Consider the following 18,000-nt stretch of genomic DNA (forward strand, 5'->3'; position numbering starts at 1 on the left):
AATATGGGGGAAATCCCCATAGTTGGGCATCACGAAATCGTGAGGAGATGACTCCGCAGGTTTTGGCCGCGCCCTTCCAGGCCAAGCTTGCGCCTTATATTATTGCGGTGGAAATCTATCGTCGACGTCTCACGTGATAATGCTCGGGCAATATCTTTTGTTGTCTTACCGGACATAACCAATTGCGCAATTTCGATCTCGGTCGGAGTCATCACTGCGAAAGCGTCTGATAGCCTGTCCGACATCAATGACGTGATCTCTTGCAGGTTCTGTTCGGCCAGATCGAGGTAAACGTGCTGAGCCTTATCCGGTCCAATTTGGTCCCGTAGCTTGTCAAGATAAGGTAAAACCATACTGCGCACCCGTTCGACAATCTGGTGGTCCCGGTTTTTCCGATCATCATCCAAGCTGGACAACAAAACGCGCAGAGCGGTGTTGGTTTCCTGTAGTTCGCGTGTTCGTTCCTGCACGCGGGTTTCCAGTTGCGCTAGCGTAATGTTCAATTTTTCCTCAAGCGCCCGGCGCAGGTAAACCTCTTGTAATAAAGCCAGATCCGACTCGACCATACGGGCAAACTGGGCCAGCCCTTCGCGAAATATCAATGCACGACGATTGCGTTTCCGGTCCAGCACGCAAATTGTTCCAAAGACAGAGCCATCTGGCCATTTGAGTGGCAAGCCTATGTAGAACGACATGCCATGCTCTAAGTCTTCATTATCGGACCACGCTGGTTCGCATGCAGCGTCTTCCACCACAAGCTCTTCGTCGCGTTGCAATACCCCCTGACAATAAAGTTTGGGGTTCAGGCGAAAATTCATCCCCACTGGATATGGGTTATCAGGATGATCCGAAGTAATGAGCACAGAGTGATCAGGGGCATCTGTTTTCATAATCAGGCTGGCAGGAACATCGGCAAGCTGGGCGACCAGGTCTACAAGTCGCTGCCAATTGGCCAAGGTTTCCTTGGGTATCTGCGGGCGATCAACTGCCATCGACAAGGTTCCCTATCCCGAGCGTTACCCGAACAGGTTAAGGTGACGAACGGCCTGCAAGCAAGAACCGGGCGCGCTGCGCCGCAGCGTTGCTGTTCTAGCCGCCCCAGATCACTTTCACATAGTTCTGGGTTTCTTTGTATGGTGGAACACCGCCGTGTTTTTCGACCGCTTCTGGCCCCGCATTATAGGCCGCAAGCGCAAGGCGCCAGGATTTGAACTTTCGATATTGCCACGAAAGATACCGCGCGCCGCCTTCCAGATTTTGTTTGGGGTCATGCGGGTTCACACCCAAAAGCTGCGCTGTGCCGGGCATCAATTGCGCCAGACCCAATGCGCCCTTGTGAGATTTCGCATGCGGGTTCCAACCGCTTTCCTGCTGCACCAAACGCAGGAACAGGTCTTCTGGCACCTTATGTTTACGCGCCGCCTGACGAGCCAGTGTTATGAACTCACCGCGATACTTCCCTGTATATCGCTTGTTGAACGTGGGCTGAGCAGGTTTGGGCTTGAGCCGTTCAGAATCCCGGTACTGTGTTGCTGCGCGTGTATCCAAAACCTTGGACTGTTTAAGAAAAATGTCCTTCCGGCTTTTCGTCGACAACGTTTGCGCTGCTACCGGAACCGAAACCAGAGCAATGCAAATACCAACAAAACAACCAACCAGAAAACGCATTAAAGCCGATCTCGCTCGTTCAGGACCTTATCGAGTATAGATATCTCAGTTAAAAATGAAAGCTTGGTAAAGAGAAGCTTAGTAAATTCTTGCTCTATGTTGCAGCCATCATCTGTGTTTCAACCAAGCCGCAGGAGGTATAGGGTCGCTTGGAAACACAGCGCCAGATTCGGGCGCGCATACGTCAATTCAGAACGGGGAAATACATGGCGGGTTCAGTCAACAAGGTCATTCTGGTCGGAAATCTTGGCCGCGATCCCGAGGTCCGGACATTCCAGAACGGCGGCAAGGTTTGCAACCTGCGCATTGCCACATCCGAGACATGGAAAGACCGCAACACCGGTGAGCGCCGCGAACGCACAGAATGGCACTCGGTCGCTATTTTCAACGAGGGGCTTGTTCGCGTCGCAGAGCAATACCTGCGGAAAGGATCCAAAGTTTACCTCGAGGGCCAACTGCAGACCCGCAAATGGCAGGATCAATCCGGGCAAGACCGTTACTCGACCGAGGTGGTCCTGCAGGGCTTTGGCTCTACCCTTGTGATGCTGGATGCTCGCGGTGAAGGCGGCGGTGGTGGCTACGGTGGCGGCCAGTCCAGTGGTTATGGCGGAGGTCAGGCCGGTGGCGGTTATGGCGACCCATATGGCGGCCAATCCAGTGCCCCTGCCCCGGCATCTGGCGGAATCGACGACGACGAGATTCCGTTCTAAGCAAAACGGAGACGTATCATGACATGGTCCTTCTCACTCGGCCGGTTACTTGGGTCGGAACTGAGGATCCATGTCACCTTTTTCCTACTTTTGGCATGGGTCGCTTTCGCGGCCTATTCCAGCGGTGGCCTGCCCGCAGCCATCGAAAACCTGATCTTCGTTCTGGCACTGTTTGCCTGCGTCGTCGCGCATGAATTCGGCCACGCACTTATGGCGCGGCGTTATGGGATCAAAACCCCCGACATCACTCTTCTACCGATCGGTGGGTTGGCGCGGCTGGAACGGATGCCGGAACAACCAATGCAAGAGGTCTGGGTCGCCCTTGCCGGACCTGCCGTAAACATAGTCATCTGGATCGTACTGGTCGCGTTTGGGGCCGGAATGCCGTTGGAGACCTTGGCTCAGATCGACTCGACTGGGCCAAGTCTGTTGAACCGGTTGGCGTATGTGAACCTGCTTCTGGCTGTTTTCAATATGATCCCGGCCTTTCCGATGGATGGAGGCCGAGTGTTCAGAGCCTTGTTATGCCTGAAGATGGACCGGGTGAAGGCCACAAAAGTGGCCGCGATGGGCGGTCAATTCGTTGCCTTGGCATTTGGGTTCTGGGGCTTGAGCACAGGCAATCCCATATTGGTTCTGATCGCGGTCTTTGTATTCGTCGCGGCCAGCTCGGAAAGCCAGGATGTTGCTATGCGCTCGGTGGCGCGGCGGGTGCTGGCTCGTGATGCCATGATCACAGAATTTCACGCCCTGTCCCCGTCAGATACGCTGGCGACCGCAGCGCAAGCAGTCATTCACACCACACAGCACGAGTTTCCGGTACTTGACTCAGCTGGCGCTCTACTGGGGTTCGTGACCCGAGACCGCCTGTTCACAGCGCTGGCCGGGGACAATCCGCGCTCGGACCCGGCCACGTCCATCATGGTGACGGATATACCACAGGTGCAACTGACCAGCGGGCTCGAAATGGTTCTGGATACGCTGCACAAAGGTGCCCCTGCCATCGCGGTCTGCACTCAGGCTGGCAACATGGTTGGCTACATCACCCGCGAAAACATCGGTGAGCTGATGGTGATCCGCAGTCGTTAATCAGACGGTTGCCAAGGCATCTTCCAACACAGAAATCACCGCGTCGCGCGGGACGTCCGACGTCACAAATGCCTGGCCAATCCCCCGTGCCAGGATGAACCGCAATTGACCGTCGATGACCTTTTTGTCCTGCGCCATCAGATCGACCAAAGCCTCGGCACTTGGCAAGTCGCCCGGGATATCAGCCAGATCAGTTTTCATACCCATCGCGCGCAAATGCGCCCGCACGCGGCTAGGATCTTCCTGCGAACACATGCTTAGACGCGAGGACAATTCAAACGCCAGCGCACAACCAATAGCCACACCTTCGCCATGCAACAGACGATCCGAGTACCCGGTCGCGGCCTCAAGCGCGTGACAGAACGTATGGCCAAGGTTCAGCAGCGCGCGGTCGCCCTGCTCGGTTTCGTCCCGCGCTACGATGTCGGCTTTCATCTGCACAGAACGTGTCACGGCACGCACACGTGCGGCCATATCTCCGCCCGACACATCGGTTCCATTGGTTTCCAGCCATTCAAAGAAATCGGCGTCGCCCAGCAGGCCGTATTTAACCACTTCGCCATAGCCTGAAAGGAAATCGCGCTGTGTCATGGTGCCCAGAACCGAAGTATCGGCCAGAACAAGCGATGGTTGGTGAAACGCACCGATCAGGTTCTTGCCCTGCGGTGCATTGATCCCGGTCTTGCCACCAACAGAGCTGTCGACTTGTGCCAGCAGAGAGGTCGGGATCTGCACGAACCGCACCCCACGACGCAGAACCGCAGCGGCAAAGCCGACCAGATCGCCGATGACACCGCCACCAAAGGCGATGACCACATCGCGGCGCTCGACCTTTTCCGCCAGCAGCCATTCGACCGTGTGTTCGAAATGCGGCCAGCTTTTGGTGCTCTCACCCGCTGGCAATGTCAGTGACGTCATCTCGATCCCGACCGAGGCCAAACCTTCGCGTAGCGCATCCAGATGTAAGTCACCCACGTTTTCGTCGGTCACCACTGCCACCTTGGGTCGCCGCAGCAAAGGCGCGACCCGAGTGCCAGCCTGCGCCAGCAGGTCTGGGCCAATTTCCACATCATACGAGCGTTCGCCCAGCTCTACATGTACAGTTTGGTGCATTACTTCCGTTCCAAAACATCGGGGCGTGTCGCTAGCGCTTCCAGCACCCGGTTCACCATATTCTCGATCGAGGTTTCGCCGTCCGACTCCGCGATCAGGTCGGCCTGCGCATAAACCGGCACGCGCTGTTCGTACAAGCCACGCAACGTCGCATACGGGTCTGCCGTGCGCAGCAACGGGCGCGTGTCCTTGTGTTTGACGCGATTCCACAGAACGTCCAAATCTGCCCTCAGCCAGACCGAGACACCGCGCTCGGTAATCATCGTTCGGTTCTGTACGGCCAGAAAGGCACCGCCACCCGTCGACAGAATACCTTTTTCCTCATCCAACAGACGCCCGATAACCTGAGATTCCTTTGCGCGGAAAAACGGCTCTCCGTCACGTTCGAAGATCTCGGGGATGGTCATGTTGGCCGCCGATTCGATCTCGGCATCGCTGTCAAGGAAAGGAACCCCCAACCGCGCGGCCAATGCACGGCCCACAGCAGTCTTTCCTGCGCCCATCATGCCTACAAGAACGACTGTTTTGTGCAGTGCAAAGCCTGCATCCGTGTCCGAGCTGAGGGTGTTATGCTTAATTTCGCTCATTTCACCGTGAATGACGTGATCTTAGGAAAAATGCTAGCTATAACTATGGCAAAACAGAAAATTGAGGCAGTGTTGAACAATGGGCCGTCTGATCAAGTTCTTATTATACCTGATTTGCCTGAGTTTCATCGGGCTGGTAGCATACGCCTATCTGGGGCCGTTCTTCGGTGTAGATTTCTCAGCGCCTCAGGAAGAGATTCGAGAACCGGTAATCCTGAATGTCGAATAAGGCCGCAGTGGTCGCGCTGTTCCTGGCCGGATCGGCGCAGGCACAGCAGGAACCTCTTTCCGTCATTGATTGGCTGAGCAACCCGCCAGAAAACCTGCCGGGAACAGTTCTGTTGGAGCCGCCAGTAACACAAACTGGCGTACAGCCGGACGTCGAAGTCACCCCGCTTGAGGCCCTGTCGCCGCCACTTGGGCTGGTTTCTTCATCCGTGACCGGCCTGCCCGTTGGCCTTTGGCAGAATAGCGATCCCGACCGGCTGGCGCAGCTGATCGCCCGGGTGCCAGTCAAGTATAACCCCGCCATGCAGCGGCTACTGTTCACTCTGCTGCTGTCCGAAGCGCGCGCACCGGCTGGGCCTGATGCTCAGGAAATCCTTCTGTTGGCACGGTTGGATCGTCTGATGCAGCTGGGCGCAGCTGACCCCATGCAATCATTGGTGCAACTGGCTGGCCCCACCGACAGCCGCAAACGGTTCCAACGCTGGTTCGACGCGACATTGCTGACTGGCGACGAAGACCGCAGCTGCACCGCGCTGATTGCTCAGCCACATCTGTCGCAGAATTACGCGGCGCAAATATTCTGCAAGGCGCGGCGAGGCGACTGGGGCTCGGCCGCGCTGACGCTTGAGGCCGCCCATGCGCTGCAAGTCCTGCCGCCCGAAGATCTGGATGTGCTGGATCGGTTCCTTAGCCCCGAACTGTTCGAAGATGCAGAATATCTGCCGCAACCGGACAATCCCGATCCACTTACATTTCGTCTGTTCGAAGCGATCGGTGAGCGCCTGCCATCTGCCCCGCTGCCGCGAGCCTTTGCAAATGCCGATCTGCGCGATGTGGCCGGTTGGAAAGCGCAAATTGAAGCGGCCGAGCGTCTGACACGTATCGGTGCACTGACCCCCAACCAATTGTTGGGCCTGTATACCGAACGTAACCCAGCGGCCTCGGGTGCAGTGTGGGACCGGGTGTCCGCCATTCAGAAGTTTGAAAGTGCTTTGGAAACCGGCGAGCCAGAAGCCATCTCGCAAACTCTGCCGTCTGTCTGGGACCAAATGCGCAACGTTGGTCTTGAGGTTCCATTTGCCGAGTTGTTCGCAGGTCGACTATCGCAGTTCTCTCTGCCTGATGCTGAGAGTGAAAGCCTGCGATGGCGCATCCTGCTGCTGTCCGAACTCTATGAAACAGCTGCCCTGTCGCCACCAGACCAGTCCATCGAAACGATGTTTCTAGCCGCATTGGCGCAGGGTGATCCAGGGCGCGCGCGCACCCCGTCCCCACAAGCCGATGCGGTAGCTCAGGGTTTTGCCTGGGCTGCACCAATCCCCTCGGACATCGAGTCATTGCTGGAAAACGACCAATTGGGCGAAGCCATTTTGGAAACTATGGAGTTGTTCGCACATGGTGCGCGCGGCAATCTTGTCGATCTGACTGCTGCAATTGCAACGCTGCGCCGGGTGGGTCTTGAGGACACTGCACGCCGTGCGGCGCTGAACCTTTTGATCCTGCAGGACAGCTGATCATGGCGTCCCCGGCTACATCGGACCTGTGGATTTCCACTTTCCTGCAAGCGCAAGCTGCCGAGCTTGGGGCCGCCAACAACACCCTGTTGGCCTATGGGCGTGATCTGAAAGACTTTGCCGACTGGCTTGAGCGTCGCAAAGTCGGATTTGACGACGCTGACCGAGATCGGATTGAGCGCTATCTGATCGACTGCGATGCGCAAGGGCTGGCACAATCCACTCGTGCACGTCGCCTTTCTGCCATCAAGCAAATCTATCGTTTCGCATTCGAGGAAGGCTGGCGCGAAACCAACCCCGCCATCCAGATCAAGGGACCGGGTCGCCAGAAGCGCCTGCCAAAAACACTGGACGTACCCGAGGTTGACCGACTGCTGCAGGCCGCCCGTCAGACGGGGCGCACCAAGGCGGACCGGGTACGCAACACCTGCCTGATGGAGGTGCTGTACGCGACCGGTATGCGCGTGACCGAGCTGGTCTCGTTGCCGGTTTCATCCGCGCGGGGCGACCCGCGGATGCTATTGGTGTTGGGCAAAGGTGGCAAGGAACGGATGGTTCCGCTGTCCCCACCTGCCCGCGATGCACTGGCCGCGTGGCTTATGGTGCGGGATGACGCCGAAGAGCAATTGGTCGCAAATGGCGGTCAGCGATCGAAGTTCCTTTTCCCATCGCGCGGAAAATCAGGTCACCTGACACGGCATATGTTCTTTCAGTTGGTCAAGGAACTCGCGGTTCAGGGTGGTTTGTCCCCGGAAAAAGTCACTCCACACACGTTGCGCCATGCCTTTGCAACGCATCTTTTGGCGAACGGAGCTGATCTGCGGTCGATCCAAACACTGTTGGGGCACGCGGATGTCGCAACCACAGAAATCTATACGCATGTCTTGGATGAGCGTCTGGCCGAACTGGTGTTAGAGCACCACCCGCTGGCGAAAGACCCCAAAGACAAAGGCTAACCCCTTGATCCGCGGGGGGCGCACCCCCATAACGGATGCAACAACACCAACAATTTAGGACCGATGGAACCCTCACCTTCTCTGATCGACGGCGCATTCTGGTTTACCACAGGCGCCATTTTGCTTTTGCTTGTTCTGTCGGGCTTCTTCTCGGGTTCTGAAACTGCTTTGACCGCATCTTCGCGCGGCAAACTGCGGGCGCAGGCCGACAAGGGCTCGCGCGGGGCGCAAAAGGCGCTGGATATTACCGATGACAATGAACGGCTGATCGGCTCAGTCCTGCTGGGCAACAACTTGGTGAACATCCTCGCGGCCTCGCTGGCGACGGCGCTATTTACCCGACTGTTCGGAGAAAGCGGCGTGGCGCTGGCGACACTGGTAATGACGTTGCTGGTTCTGATCTTCGCCGAGGTTCTGCCCAAGACCTACGCCATCACCAACTCGGAAAAGGCGGCTGCTGCGGTCGCTCCGATCATCAGTATCGTTGTTACAGTCTTCTCGCCCATCGTCGCAGCGGTGCGCCTTCTGGTACGCGGCGTTCTGCGCCTGTTTGGTGTTCAAATCGACCCGGACAGTAATATCCTCGCCGTGCGTGAGGAAATCGCAGGTGCCCTGCAGCTGGGCCATTCCGAAGGCGTGGTCGAAAAGGAAGACCGGGATCGCATCCTTGGTGCGCTGGATCTGGGCGAGCGCGCGGTGGAAGAGATCATGCTGCACCGCTCAAATATCGAGATGATTGATGCTGACGACGCGCCCGAGGCCATTCTGCAGCAATGTCTGGAAAGCCCGCACACGCGCTTGCCTGTATTCCGCGATGAGCCAGAGAATATTGTGGGTGTCGTCCACGCCAAGGACCTGTTTCGCGCCATGTATGCCCACGCTGGCGGCACCGAAAACGATTCCAATCGTCTGAAGGAATTCGACATCTCGAAGGTGGCGAACGATCCTTATTTCGTACCGGAAACCACAACGCTGGACGACCAGATGCGCGAGTTCCTGCGAATGCACAGCCACTTTGCGCTGGTAGTTGATGAATACGGCTCGTTGCGCGGCCTGATCACGCTTGAGGATATTCTCGAAGAAATCGTAGGCGAGATCGCCGACGAGTTTGATATCGAAGAAGACGTACCCGTGACCCGCACCGAGGATGGGCAATTTCTTGTCGAAGGTGCAATGACGATCCGTGACGCCAACCGCGCAATGGATTGGTCGCTGCCGGATGAAGAAGCGAACACGATCGCCGGGTTGGTCATTCACGAAGCACAGATGATCCCGACAACAGGTCAGGTCTTCTCATTCCACGGGTTCCGGTTCGAGGTCACCGCCCGCGAGGGCAACCGCGTGACCGAGCTGAAGATTCGACCGTTGTAACCAGCGACACGAATTGTCGCTATCGGAACAGTAATCCCCTTCCTACGCTTGCACGCTTTGGCCAATACCAACGGAGGCGAGACGTGAAGACCACAACTCGGGTAGCGGTAATCGGCGGGGGTGTCGTCGGATGTTCGGTTTTGTATCACCTGACCAAGCTTGGCTGGTCGGATGTCACACTGTTAGAGCGGTCGGAACTGACCAGCGGTTCGACATGGCACGCGGCGGGCGGGTTTCACACCTTGAACGGCGACACCAACATGGCGGCGCTGCAGGGCTATACGATCCGCCTGTATAAAGAGTTGGAAGAAATCACCGGCATGTCCTGCGGCCTGCATCACGTGGGAGGCGTGACACTGGCCGACAATCAGGACCGGTTCGACATGTTGCTGGCCGAACGCGCCAAGCACCGGTTCATGGGCCTGGAAACCGAAATCGTTGGACCGGACGAGATCAAGAAAATCGCTCCTATCACCAATACTGACGGCATCATCGGTGCGCTCTACGATCCGCTGGACGGGCACCTTGATCCGTCGGGCACAACTCATGCCTATGCCAAAGCAGCCCGGATGGGCGGTGCTACGATCGAGACCCATTGCATGGTGCGTGAAACCAACCAACGCCCCGATGGCACCTGGGATGTGGTCACCGACAAAGGCACCATTCATGCCGAGCATTTGGTCAATGCCGGCGGTCTGTGGGCGCGTGAAGTCGGCGCAATGGCGGGCATCTACTTCCCCCTGCACCCGATGGAGCATCAATATCTGGTGACAGACTCGATCCCCCAGATCGAGGCGATCATAGACGCGGGTGGCGAACACCCGCATGTGATGGACCCCGCTGGCGAAAGCTATTTGCGGCAGGAAGGGCGTGGGTTATGTATCGGCTTTTACGAACAACCCTGCAAATCTTGGGCGGTCGACGGAACACCTTGGGAGTTCGGCCACGAACTGCTGCCCGATGATTTCGACAAGATCACCGACAGTATCGAGTTTGCTTATAGACGCTTCCCCGTTCTTGCCGAGGCAGGCGTAAAGTCGGTTATCCACGGCCCGTTCACCTTTGCGCCAGATGGCAATCCTCTGGTCGGGCCTGTACCGGGGGTTCGCAACTATTGGTCTGCCAGCGGCGTGATGGCCGGGTTCAGCCAGGGCGGTGGCGTCGGTCTGACACTAGCGCAGTGGATGGTCGAAGGTGAACCCGAGCGCGACGTTTTCGCGATGGATGTGGCCCGGTTTGGCGACTGGATCAGCCCGGGCTATACCCGCCCGAAGGTGATCGAGAACTATCAGAAACGTTTCAGCGTCGCCTACCCGAACGAGGAATTGCCCGCCGCGCGACCGAACCGGACAACCCCGATGTACGATATCTTCAGCGATCTGGGCGCAGTGTGGGGTCAGCAATACGGGTTGGAGGTACCAAATTATTTCGCTCAAGACGGTGAACCGGGCTATGAAACGCCATCATTTCGCCGCTCGGACGCCTTCGCGGCAACCGGGCGCGAGGTGCGCGCTGTTCGCAATGGCGTTGGCATCAACGAAGTTCACAATTTCGGAAAATACCGCATCACCGGCCCCTCGGCCCGTGGGTGGTTAGACCGGATTATGGCCGGACGTATCCCGCAACCGGGTCGGTTGTCTTTGACGCCAATGCTGTCCCCCAAGGGCAAGCTAATCGGCGATTTTACCGTATCCTGCCTGAGCGAAGGTGAGTTCCAGTTGACCGCGTCCTACGGCAGTCAAGCTTTCCACATGCGCTGGTTCCAGCAGCATCAGCAAGACGGCGTACAAATTGAGAATATAAGCGACCGGCTAAACGGCTTTCAGATCGCCGGTCCCAAAGCCGCAAAAGTTCTGGCCGCCTGTACGCGGGAAGATGTTTCAGCCCTTCGTTTCCTTGATGTACGTCCTATGACCATCGGCATGACCGACTGTATCGTGCAGCGGGTCAGCTATACTGGTGATCTCGGGTATGAGATCTATTGCGACCCGATGGCCCAAAGGCGGCTTTGGTGGACGTTGTGGCAGGCCGGACAAGCGCATGACATGGTACCCTTTGGCATGCGCGCGATGATGAGCTTGCGTCTGGACAAATTCTTTGGATCGTGGATGCGAGAGTTCTCGCCAGATTATACGGCTGCAGAAACGGGGCTAGATCGGTTCATTTCTTTTTCGAAGAGCATTGATTTTATTGGCCGTTCCGCCGCAGAGCTGGAGCAGACCCAAGGAGTGGCGCGAAAACTGGTTGCTTTCGTGGTAGATGCTGACGACACCGATGTGAACGCTTATGAGCCCATCTGGCTGGATGGCAATGTCGTGGGCTTTTGCACGTCGGGCGGATATTCGCACTATGCGGACAAGTCGGTCGCACTGGGCTTTTTGCCCACAGAGCGGTTAAGCGATGGGCTTGAAGTAGAGATCGAAATCCTTGGCCAACTGCGCAAAGCTCGCATGATCTCGGAACCGCTGTTTGATGCAGATGGTACGCGCATGCGGGGATGACACCATGCGGGGATCGCGGCATGGTGGCGGCATGACGCAGATTCCCATCCTTCTGCTGGCCGCTGGACAATCCAGCCGCATGCGCGGCCAGGACAAGTTGCTGCAGGTCGTCGACGGCAAGCCTTTGCTTCGCCGCGCGGCAATTATCGCCCAACAAGCGGCGCCCGTTATCGTCGCGCTGCCTCCGGCACCACATCCCCGCCACCAAGCATTGGAGGGGCTGGACCTTTGCAAGGCGGAAATCCCCGACGCCCACGAAGGTATGAGCGCCAGCCTTCGGGGCGCCTTAGCGCATGTGTCGCCTAATGCGACCGCTGCGATGGTTTTACTGGCGGATTTACCGGATATCACCTCGGATGATCTAAAGGCCATTTTATCGGCCGTTCAATCCCACCCGGATAAGCTGATTTGGCGTGGTGCGACGCAAACCGGAAAACCTGGACACCCGGTTGTGTTTGACCATAGCCTTTTCGGCCACCTTAAACGCCTGTCCGGGGACCAAGGTGCGCAGTCAATCGTGCGTGCATGTTCAGACAATGTGCTTCTCGTTCCCCTGCCAGACCAGAACGCCCTGCTGGACCTAGACACGCCAGAGGAGTGGACCGAGTGGCATAAAAAACGCACTGCCAAAAAATAACACGGCCCGGTCGAAGACGACCGGGCCGGTACCCAAGACAGGACTACCACTTTTCATCAATCCCGAAAACGCTGCCAAAATTGCCTTAGGACAACCTGGCTATTCCGCTGCCGAACCTAAACAAGACCCCCTCGTTAACATGCCGCTCAGCGCTTCCGGTGACTGTGACAAGCCTTCAACACCCCCTAGTGCCGTCGGCTCCCCTCGCTTGGGCATCTTCATCGTCACCTATCCGATGGCTTCAAACAATGTAAAATTCGAAAGAAGGGTAAATTTTACCGGTATCAGAATGGTTTTTCCGCAACATCCGCCAAGCGCCACTCAACCTAAGAGGTACCATCCCCAGTGAGCAAAGCCACGCCATCCTCCATTATGCCTATACCTAAATAGCCCTCTGGCTTTTATGCTATAAATTATTCCGAGAGAGCGGCGCAGGGAACTTACAGGACAACAACCTTAAGAAGATCACCCCGAAAGAAGAAGGGTTCGCGATTTGTTTGTTAACCAAATATATTTAATTCGACCGTTTTTGCGACTTGAGCCCCAAAACAGCGACAATTCGTCGATTCGCAGGCAATGATTCGCCTATTTCCACCATTCTGAATAATCAGCTTGGCGGATAGAGCAGCCTCTTTGTGGCAAAATTAAGATTTCTTAACAAAACTCTCAGGAAACAATCAGAGTAAGCGCGCATTTCCTGTCTCAACGCGTGGCCGCAATCACGTGACATAAACAGGAGACAAAAATGAGCATCCGCAAATCCTCTCTACTTTTGCCCGGGACAGCCAGTTGGGTCGGCGCAGGCGCCTTAAGCGCCGCATTGCTGGCAACCACCGCCCTGCCCTCAATGGCCGACGAAGCATTGGCTGACCTCGTTGAAAGCGTGTCGCCTGCGGTCGTCACCATCATCGCGGAACAGGACTCCGCACCGATGCCTGCCCAAGGACAGCAGTTTGACCTTGATCAGCACCCGTTTGGGGAATTCTTCAAGCGCTTCGGGACACCTGAAGGGTTCAGCGCTCCGCAACGCGGACCAGCACAGGGGCTGGGTTCAGGATTTGTTTTGGACGAAGCCGGGTACATCATTACCAATCACCACGTCGTCGATAACGCTAAGACTGTGACAGTACGCATGTCGGACGACCGTACCTTTGAGGCCGAAGTCGTGGGCACCGACCCGTTGACTGATATCGCCGTTCTGAAAATCGACGCAGGAGAAGTCCTGCAGGCCGTTCAACTGGGCGACAGCGATGTCATCCGCGTGGGTGAAGATGTTGTGGCAATTGGCAACCCGTTTGGGCTGCACTCGACCGTGACCACCGGGATCGTATCGGCCAAAGGCCGCAATATCTCGGATGGGCCATATGCCGAATTCATCCAGACTGACGCGGCGATCAACAAGGGCAACTCGGGCGGTCCATTGTTCAATATGGACGGTGAAGTAGTCGGCGTGAATTCAGCCATCTACTCGCCCACCGGAGGGTCCGTTGGTCTGGGGTTTGCTGTGACGTCTAACATCGTCGAACATATCGCTGCCGACCTGCGCGATGACGGTCAGGTTAGCCGTGGCTGGCTGGGCGTATCGATCCAAAATGTTAGCCCCGAACTGGCCGCCGCACTGGGTATCGACAATTCGACCGGCGCACTGGTCTCGGATGTTGTCGCAGGCAGCCCGGCCGAGGGTGTGCTGCAACAAGGTGATGTCATCCTGACGTTCAATGATGAGGTCGTGGACTCTAGCAGCGATCTGCCAATCCTTGTCGGCACGACCAAAGTGGGCACCGACAGCGTCCTGACCGTTTTGCGTGATGGTACTGAGCAACAGCTTGAGCTGACAATCGGCCAACATCAAAGCGCCTCGGCCCAGATCGACAAGTCGGTGGACGAAACCGTTTCCGGCACCGCTCTGGGTGTGACTGTTGCGCCGCTGACCGACACGAACCGCGCCGAAATGGGCGTGGGTCAGAATGTCGACGGTGTGATCGTAACCGACCTGAAGCCTGACAGCCCGGCAGCCAAAGCCGGTCTGCAGCGGGGCGATGTGATCGTGAAGTTGGGCGGTCAAGAGACCGCGACGCCGGATGCGCTGATAGCTGCGCTGGACAGCGAAAAGAAAGACCCTGCGCTTGTCCTGATCAACCGCGGCGGAAACCAGATCTTTGTCGCGGTGGAAATCGCCTAACCTAACTCACGCGCGCGCCTCGTGATGGGGAAATCTGGCGGGCGCCTCCTCGGCGGTTTGAATTGTCCGCAAACCGTTGGGACTGCCGGGTGCACAGCTCTGCACCCGGCAGATTATTTAGCCAAACCATGTGCTTTACCCCAATTTTGTGGTTAAATCCCGGTAGAAAGGAACTCGGATCATGAGCCGTCGCCTGCTGATCGTCGAAGATGACGAAGACACCCGGGACTTCATCGCCAAAGGGTTTGGCGAAGAGGGCTATGTCGTAGAAGCGGCCGAGGATGGCCGTGAGGGCCTATACCACGCCACCGATGGCGGATTTGATGCAGTGGTTCTGGATCGGATGCTACCGGAGTTGGACGGTCTATCCCTCATCAAATCAATGCGCGCGGCGGGTGTGAAGACGCCAGTTCTGATGTTAACCGCGATGAGCGCCGTCGACGAGCGCGTCAAAGGCCTGCGTGCCGGGGCGGACGATTACCTGGTCAAACCGTTTTCCTTTCAGGAACTACACGCCCGGATTGAGGCCTTGCTACGCCGACCGCAAGAGGCCGAGGAAGGCAAGTCTTTGACTTGCCGCGATCTTGAGATGGATCTGCTGACCCGTAAGGTTACACGCAACGGGCGTGAGATCACCCTTACCCCGCGCGAATTCCAAATTCTTGAGTTTTTCCTACGCCGGAAAAACCGTGTGGTGTCCCGCACGATGTTATTGGAAGGTGTTTGGGATTATCATTTCGACCCGCACACCAATGTGGTCGATGTCCATATCTCAAAGCTGCGCCGTCAACTGGACGAAGGTGATGAGCCACCGCTGATTGAAACCGTCCGGGGCGCCGGCTACATGATATCTGATGGATAACATAAGGCTTTCCTTCAACAATTCCCGAACACGCCTTGTGCTGGCCAGCATGGTTCTCAGCACGCTGCTGACGGCTGCTGTGCTGGCATTAGTCTACGTGACAGCAAACCGCAGTATCGAGGGTGAGACCCGCTCGGTTGTTTCCGCTGAGCTGACCGGTCTTGCGGATGAGTACGAACGCCGGGGATTGATCGGGTTGATAGGAGCAATAGAACGCCGCATTCCAACAGCTTCTGATCGGGATGCCTTGTATCTGCTGACCGACCGGTTCGGGGTCACTCTTGCTGGAAACCTTAAGCAATGGCCAGAAAACATCACCGCTGGCAGTGGCTGGGTGAACCTTGAACTGCGCCGGGCCGACAATGATCAACTTGTGCCCATCTCAGCGGCTTCAATCCGCCTTCCCCGCGGCGAGCGACTTCTGGTGGGCCGTGATGCGTTAGCACGGCAGCAGTTTGATCGTGTTTTGTTGCGGTCGGTCGGAATGGCACTTGGTATTGCCCTGGTGCTGAGCGTTCTGACCGGCTGGCTGTTCACCCGCCTGGTCTTTTCCCGACTGTCTGATATCGCCAGCACGGCTGAGAATATCGTCTCGGGCGATCTATCCCGGCGAATGTCCTTGCGGGGCACCGGCGATGAATTCGATCAGGTCGCTGGGACGCTCAACACCATGCTGGACCGGATCGAGGAACTGGTCAGCAATCTGCGCACCACATCGAATTCTATCGCGCACGATCTTCGATCACCCCTGTCGCGCTTGAAACAACGGGTGGAAACCCTGTCTGATCCTTCCAAAACGGATCAAGAACGCGAAATTGATATCGCGCGGGCTAGTAACGAGATCGACCATGTGCTGCGCGTACTGGGTCAATTGACCGAAATCTCTCGGGCAGAGGCCGGTGTGGGCCGCGAGCAATTCGAACAGGTAAACCTGCAGCAATTGGTGGCGGATGTGGTCGAGCTTTATGATCCCGTCGCTGTGGATCAGTGTATCAAGCTTGAGGTAACAGGCTCGGCGGCACCCATTCCCGGGCACCGTCCGCTGCTGTCCCAAGCGCTATCGAACCTGTTGGAGAACGCACTGCGCTATGCGCCGCAGGGCACGACAGTAACGATCAACCTGTCAGAGGACGCCCCCTACACCACCCTCAGCGTCCGCGACCAAGGTCCAGGTGTCCCGCAAGAGGATCTGTCGCGCCTGCAGATGCCGTTTGTCACGCTGGATCCGGCCCGATCCGAGCGAAATGCGGGACTGGGACTGGCGCTGGTCGCGGCAATCTCGCACATGCACGGCGGTGTCTTTGAGGCCCACAACTGTGATCCGGGGCTTGAGGCATCAATTAAACTGGCGCGGAAACCCTAGGTCGGCACGCCATTGATTGCCATCGTCTTGTTTTTATAGCGCTTGTCGGCGGTCACATCGATACCGAACCAATCGGGAGGAATATAACCTATTGCCTCACCCTCGGTCTGAAATTCCACCTCAACCAGCCGCAGCGGGGCAAGATCACCCAGGAACACGTCCAGCTCAAACACGCGCCCATCCGGCAGTTTTCCGGTGTACCGTTCCTTTTCGACCCGACGACCATCCGTCTCGGGCCAAAAAGTTTCGAATTGCTCGGCTGATATCTCGGCCTCGCGCTCGACCCGCACAAGCGCGCCACTGCCTTTGAGGGTCAGAAAGAACTTGTCGTTCTTCTGTCGCAAACGCAGTTCAGTGGAATCGTCAGGTGCCGTCAAATACCCCTGACGTACCACGGCCCTTTCTGCACTGCTTAGGTCTGGCAGCTTTTCGACCAGAAACTTGCGTTCAATTTCGGTGTTCATTTTCTTGAAACCACTCCATTTTCCAATTCGTCGAACAATGCCTGATAAGCCGTGCTCGCGACGCTGCGGCCAGCAAAAACAGGAACAGGAGCACGGTTCTGCCCCATGCGTTCGATATCCGCGGCAAAGGGGATTTCAGCCTGCAGGAACCGCTTTTTATGGGCTTTGCGCATCTTTTCCATCGTCTCAAGATGTAGGCTTTTGCGCCGCTGCACCATTGAGAAAAAAGCCTTTAACTTTTTCTTAGGTAGCTTGTGTTCTTCAAAGAAGTTGACCAACTGCTCAAGCGACCGTTCTGACAAGGTGGTCGGGATGACAGGTACTACAATCTGATCCGCAGCTTTGAAAACATTCTCGGACAGGGTCGAGAAATTTGGCGGGCAGTCCAAAATAATCACGTCATAGTCGCTACCAGCAGTGGTCAACGCCTTTTTTAGTCGCGACCGCTTGTTCCTCATCCTTGAGAGGAACACGTCAAAATCCCGAAATGTCAGGTTTGCGGGCAGCACATCCAAGCCTTCAAAATCACTGGCGCGGATCGACTTTGTGAAACGATCCACATCTTCGAAGAAACGCGCGTCTGTAAGTTTTTTCGAGGGTTTCACCCGAAAATAGAACCCCGCCGCCCCTTGCGGATCGAGGTCGCACAACAGCACCGTGTACCCCGCCTGCGCATAGGCATACGCCAGATTCACCGAAGCTGCGGTCTTACCCACACCACCCTTATTGCTGTAGCAGGCAATGATCTTCACGCC

General features: G+C 56.8%; 17 protein-coding genes. 11 read left to right on the top strand and 6 right to left on the bottom strand.

Annotation, left to right across the window (positions count from 1 at the left end; translation table 11 throughout):
- Window positions 1-29: 29 nt before the first annotated feature.
- Window positions 30-992: a LuxR C-terminal-related transcriptional regulator gene (locus ACR0D7_RS01395; RefSeq protein ID WP_480677424.1), complete on the bottom strand. Its 963-nt coding sequence runs from the start codon at window positions 990-992 to the stop codon at window positions 30-32.
- Between the two features lie 97 nt (window positions 993-1,089).
- Window positions 1,090-1,668, bottom strand: a complete 579-nt coding sequence (locus tag ACR0D7_RS01400; RefSeq protein ID WP_480677425.1) for a lytic transglycosylase domain-containing protein — start codon at window positions 1,666-1,668, stop codon at window positions 1,090-1,092.
- Window positions 1,669-1,874: 206 nt separating this feature from the next.
- Here ACR0D7_RS01400 and ssb point away from each other — a divergent pair, with 206 nt between their 5' ends.
- Both ssb and ACR0D7_RS01410 read left to right on the top strand, forming a co-directional pair.
- Window positions 1,875-2,378 (top strand): single-stranded DNA-binding protein, encoded by a 504-nt coding sequence (ssb, locus tag ACR0D7_RS01405; protein WP_170569761.1) that lies wholly within the window; start codon window positions 1,875-1,877, stop codon window positions 2,376-2,378.
- Window positions 2,379-2,396: 18 nt separating this feature from the next.
- Complete coding sequence (locus ACR0D7_RS01410) at window positions 2,397-3,467, top strand: site-2 protease family protein (RefSeq protein WP_480677426.1); 1,071 nt, start codon at window positions 2,397-2,399, stop codon at window positions 3,465-3,467.
- On the opposite strand, the gene aroB is transcribed toward ACR0D7_RS01410, so the two are convergent.
- Both aroB and ACR0D7_RS01420 read right to left on the bottom strand, forming a co-directional pair.
- Window positions 3,468-4,580, bottom strand: a complete 1,113-nt coding sequence (gene aroB, locus ACR0D7_RS01415) for a 3-dehydroquinate synthase (protein ID WP_480677427.1) — start codon at window positions 4,578-4,580, stop codon at window positions 3,468-3,470.
- Window positions 4,580-5,167: a shikimate kinase gene (locus ACR0D7_RS01420; RefSeq protein WP_480677428.1), complete on the bottom strand. Its 588-nt coding sequence runs from the start codon at window positions 5,165-5,167 to the stop codon at window positions 4,580-4,582. Before ACR0D7_RS01420 ends, aroB begins: the two co-directional genes overlap by 1 nt.
- Window positions 5,168-5,246: 79 nt before the next feature.
- Here ACR0D7_RS01420 and ACR0D7_RS01425 point away from each other — a divergent pair, with 79 nt between their 5' ends.
- The 9 genes from ACR0D7_RS01425 to ACR0D7_RS01465 all read left to right on the top strand — a co-directional run bounded on the left by ACR0D7_RS01425 (window position 5,247) and on the right by ACR0D7_RS01465 (window position 16,781).
- Window positions 5,247-5,396, top strand: coding sequence for a hypothetical protein (locus ACR0D7_RS01425; RefSeq protein WP_480677429.1), 150 nt, complete (start codon window positions 5,247-5,249; stop codon window positions 5,394-5,396).
- Complete coding sequence (locus tag ACR0D7_RS01430; RefSeq protein WP_480677430.1) at window positions 5,386-6,909, top strand: hypothetical protein; 1,524 nt, start codon at window positions 5,386-5,388, stop codon at window positions 6,907-6,909. The genes ACR0D7_RS01425 and ACR0D7_RS01430 overlap by 11 nt, the downstream gene beginning before the upstream one ends.
- 2 nt (window positions 6,910-6,911) lie before the next feature.
- On the top strand, window positions 6,912-7,865 hold the full coding sequence (locus ACR0D7_RS01435; RefSeq protein ID WP_480677431.1) for a site-specific tyrosine recombinase XerD: 954 nt from the start codon (window positions 6,912-6,914) through the stop codon (window positions 7,863-7,865).
- Window positions 7,866-7,928: 63 nt separating this feature from the next.
- Window positions 7,929-9,236, top strand: coding sequence for an HlyC/CorC family transporter (locus ACR0D7_RS01440; RefSeq protein WP_480677432.1), 1,308 nt, complete (start codon window positions 7,929-7,931; stop codon window positions 9,234-9,236).
- A gap of 83 nt (window positions 9,237-9,319) precedes the next feature.
- Window positions 9,320-11,737 carry a GcvT family protein gene (locus ACR0D7_RS01445; protein WP_480677433.1) on the top strand — a complete coding sequence of 806 codons (2,418 nt, stop codon included), beginning with the start codon at window positions 9,320-9,322 and terminating at the stop codon, window positions 11,735-11,737.
- A gap of 31 nt (window positions 11,738-11,768) precedes the next feature.
- A complete protein-coding gene (locus ACR0D7_RS01450) occupies window positions 11,769-12,374 on the top strand; it encodes a nucleotidyltransferase family protein (protein ID WP_480677434.1) in 606 nt (201 codons plus the stop codon).
- Between the two features lie 745 nt (window positions 12,375-13,119).
- Entirely contained in the window at window positions 13,120-14,556 is a 1,437-nt protein-coding gene (locus ACR0D7_RS01455) for a Do family serine endopeptidase (RefSeq protein WP_480677435.1), read from the top strand.
- Window positions 14,557-14,737: 181 nt separating this feature from the next.
- On the top strand, window positions 14,738-15,418 hold the full coding sequence (locus ACR0D7_RS01460) for a response regulator transcription factor (RefSeq protein ID WP_170381385.1): 681 nt from the start codon (window positions 14,738-14,740) through the stop codon (window positions 15,416-15,418).
- Entirely contained in the window at window positions 15,411-16,781 is a 1,371-nt protein-coding gene (locus ACR0D7_RS01465) for a sensor histidine kinase (protein WP_480677436.1), read from the top strand. Before ACR0D7_RS01460 ends, ACR0D7_RS01465 begins: the two co-directional genes overlap by 8 nt.
- Here ACR0D7_RS01465 and ACR0D7_RS01470 read toward each other — a convergent pair.
- Window positions 16,778-17,245, bottom strand: a complete 468-nt coding sequence (locus tag ACR0D7_RS01470; RefSeq protein ID WP_480677437.1) for a CYTH domain-containing protein — start codon at window positions 17,243-17,245, stop codon at window positions 16,778-16,780. The two genes, ACR0D7_RS01465 and ACR0D7_RS01470, sit on opposite strands and share 4 nt — an antisense overlap.
- Window positions 17,242-17,997, bottom strand: coding sequence for a ParA family protein (locus tag ACR0D7_RS01475; RefSeq protein WP_480677438.1), 756 nt, complete (start codon window positions 17,995-17,997; stop codon window positions 17,242-17,244). The genes ACR0D7_RS01470 and ACR0D7_RS01475 overlap by 4 nt, the downstream gene beginning before the upstream one ends.
- Window positions 17,998-18,000: the final 3 nt, after the last annotated feature.

It is taken from the genome of Ruegeria sp. BB7 (assembly GCF_056539365.1).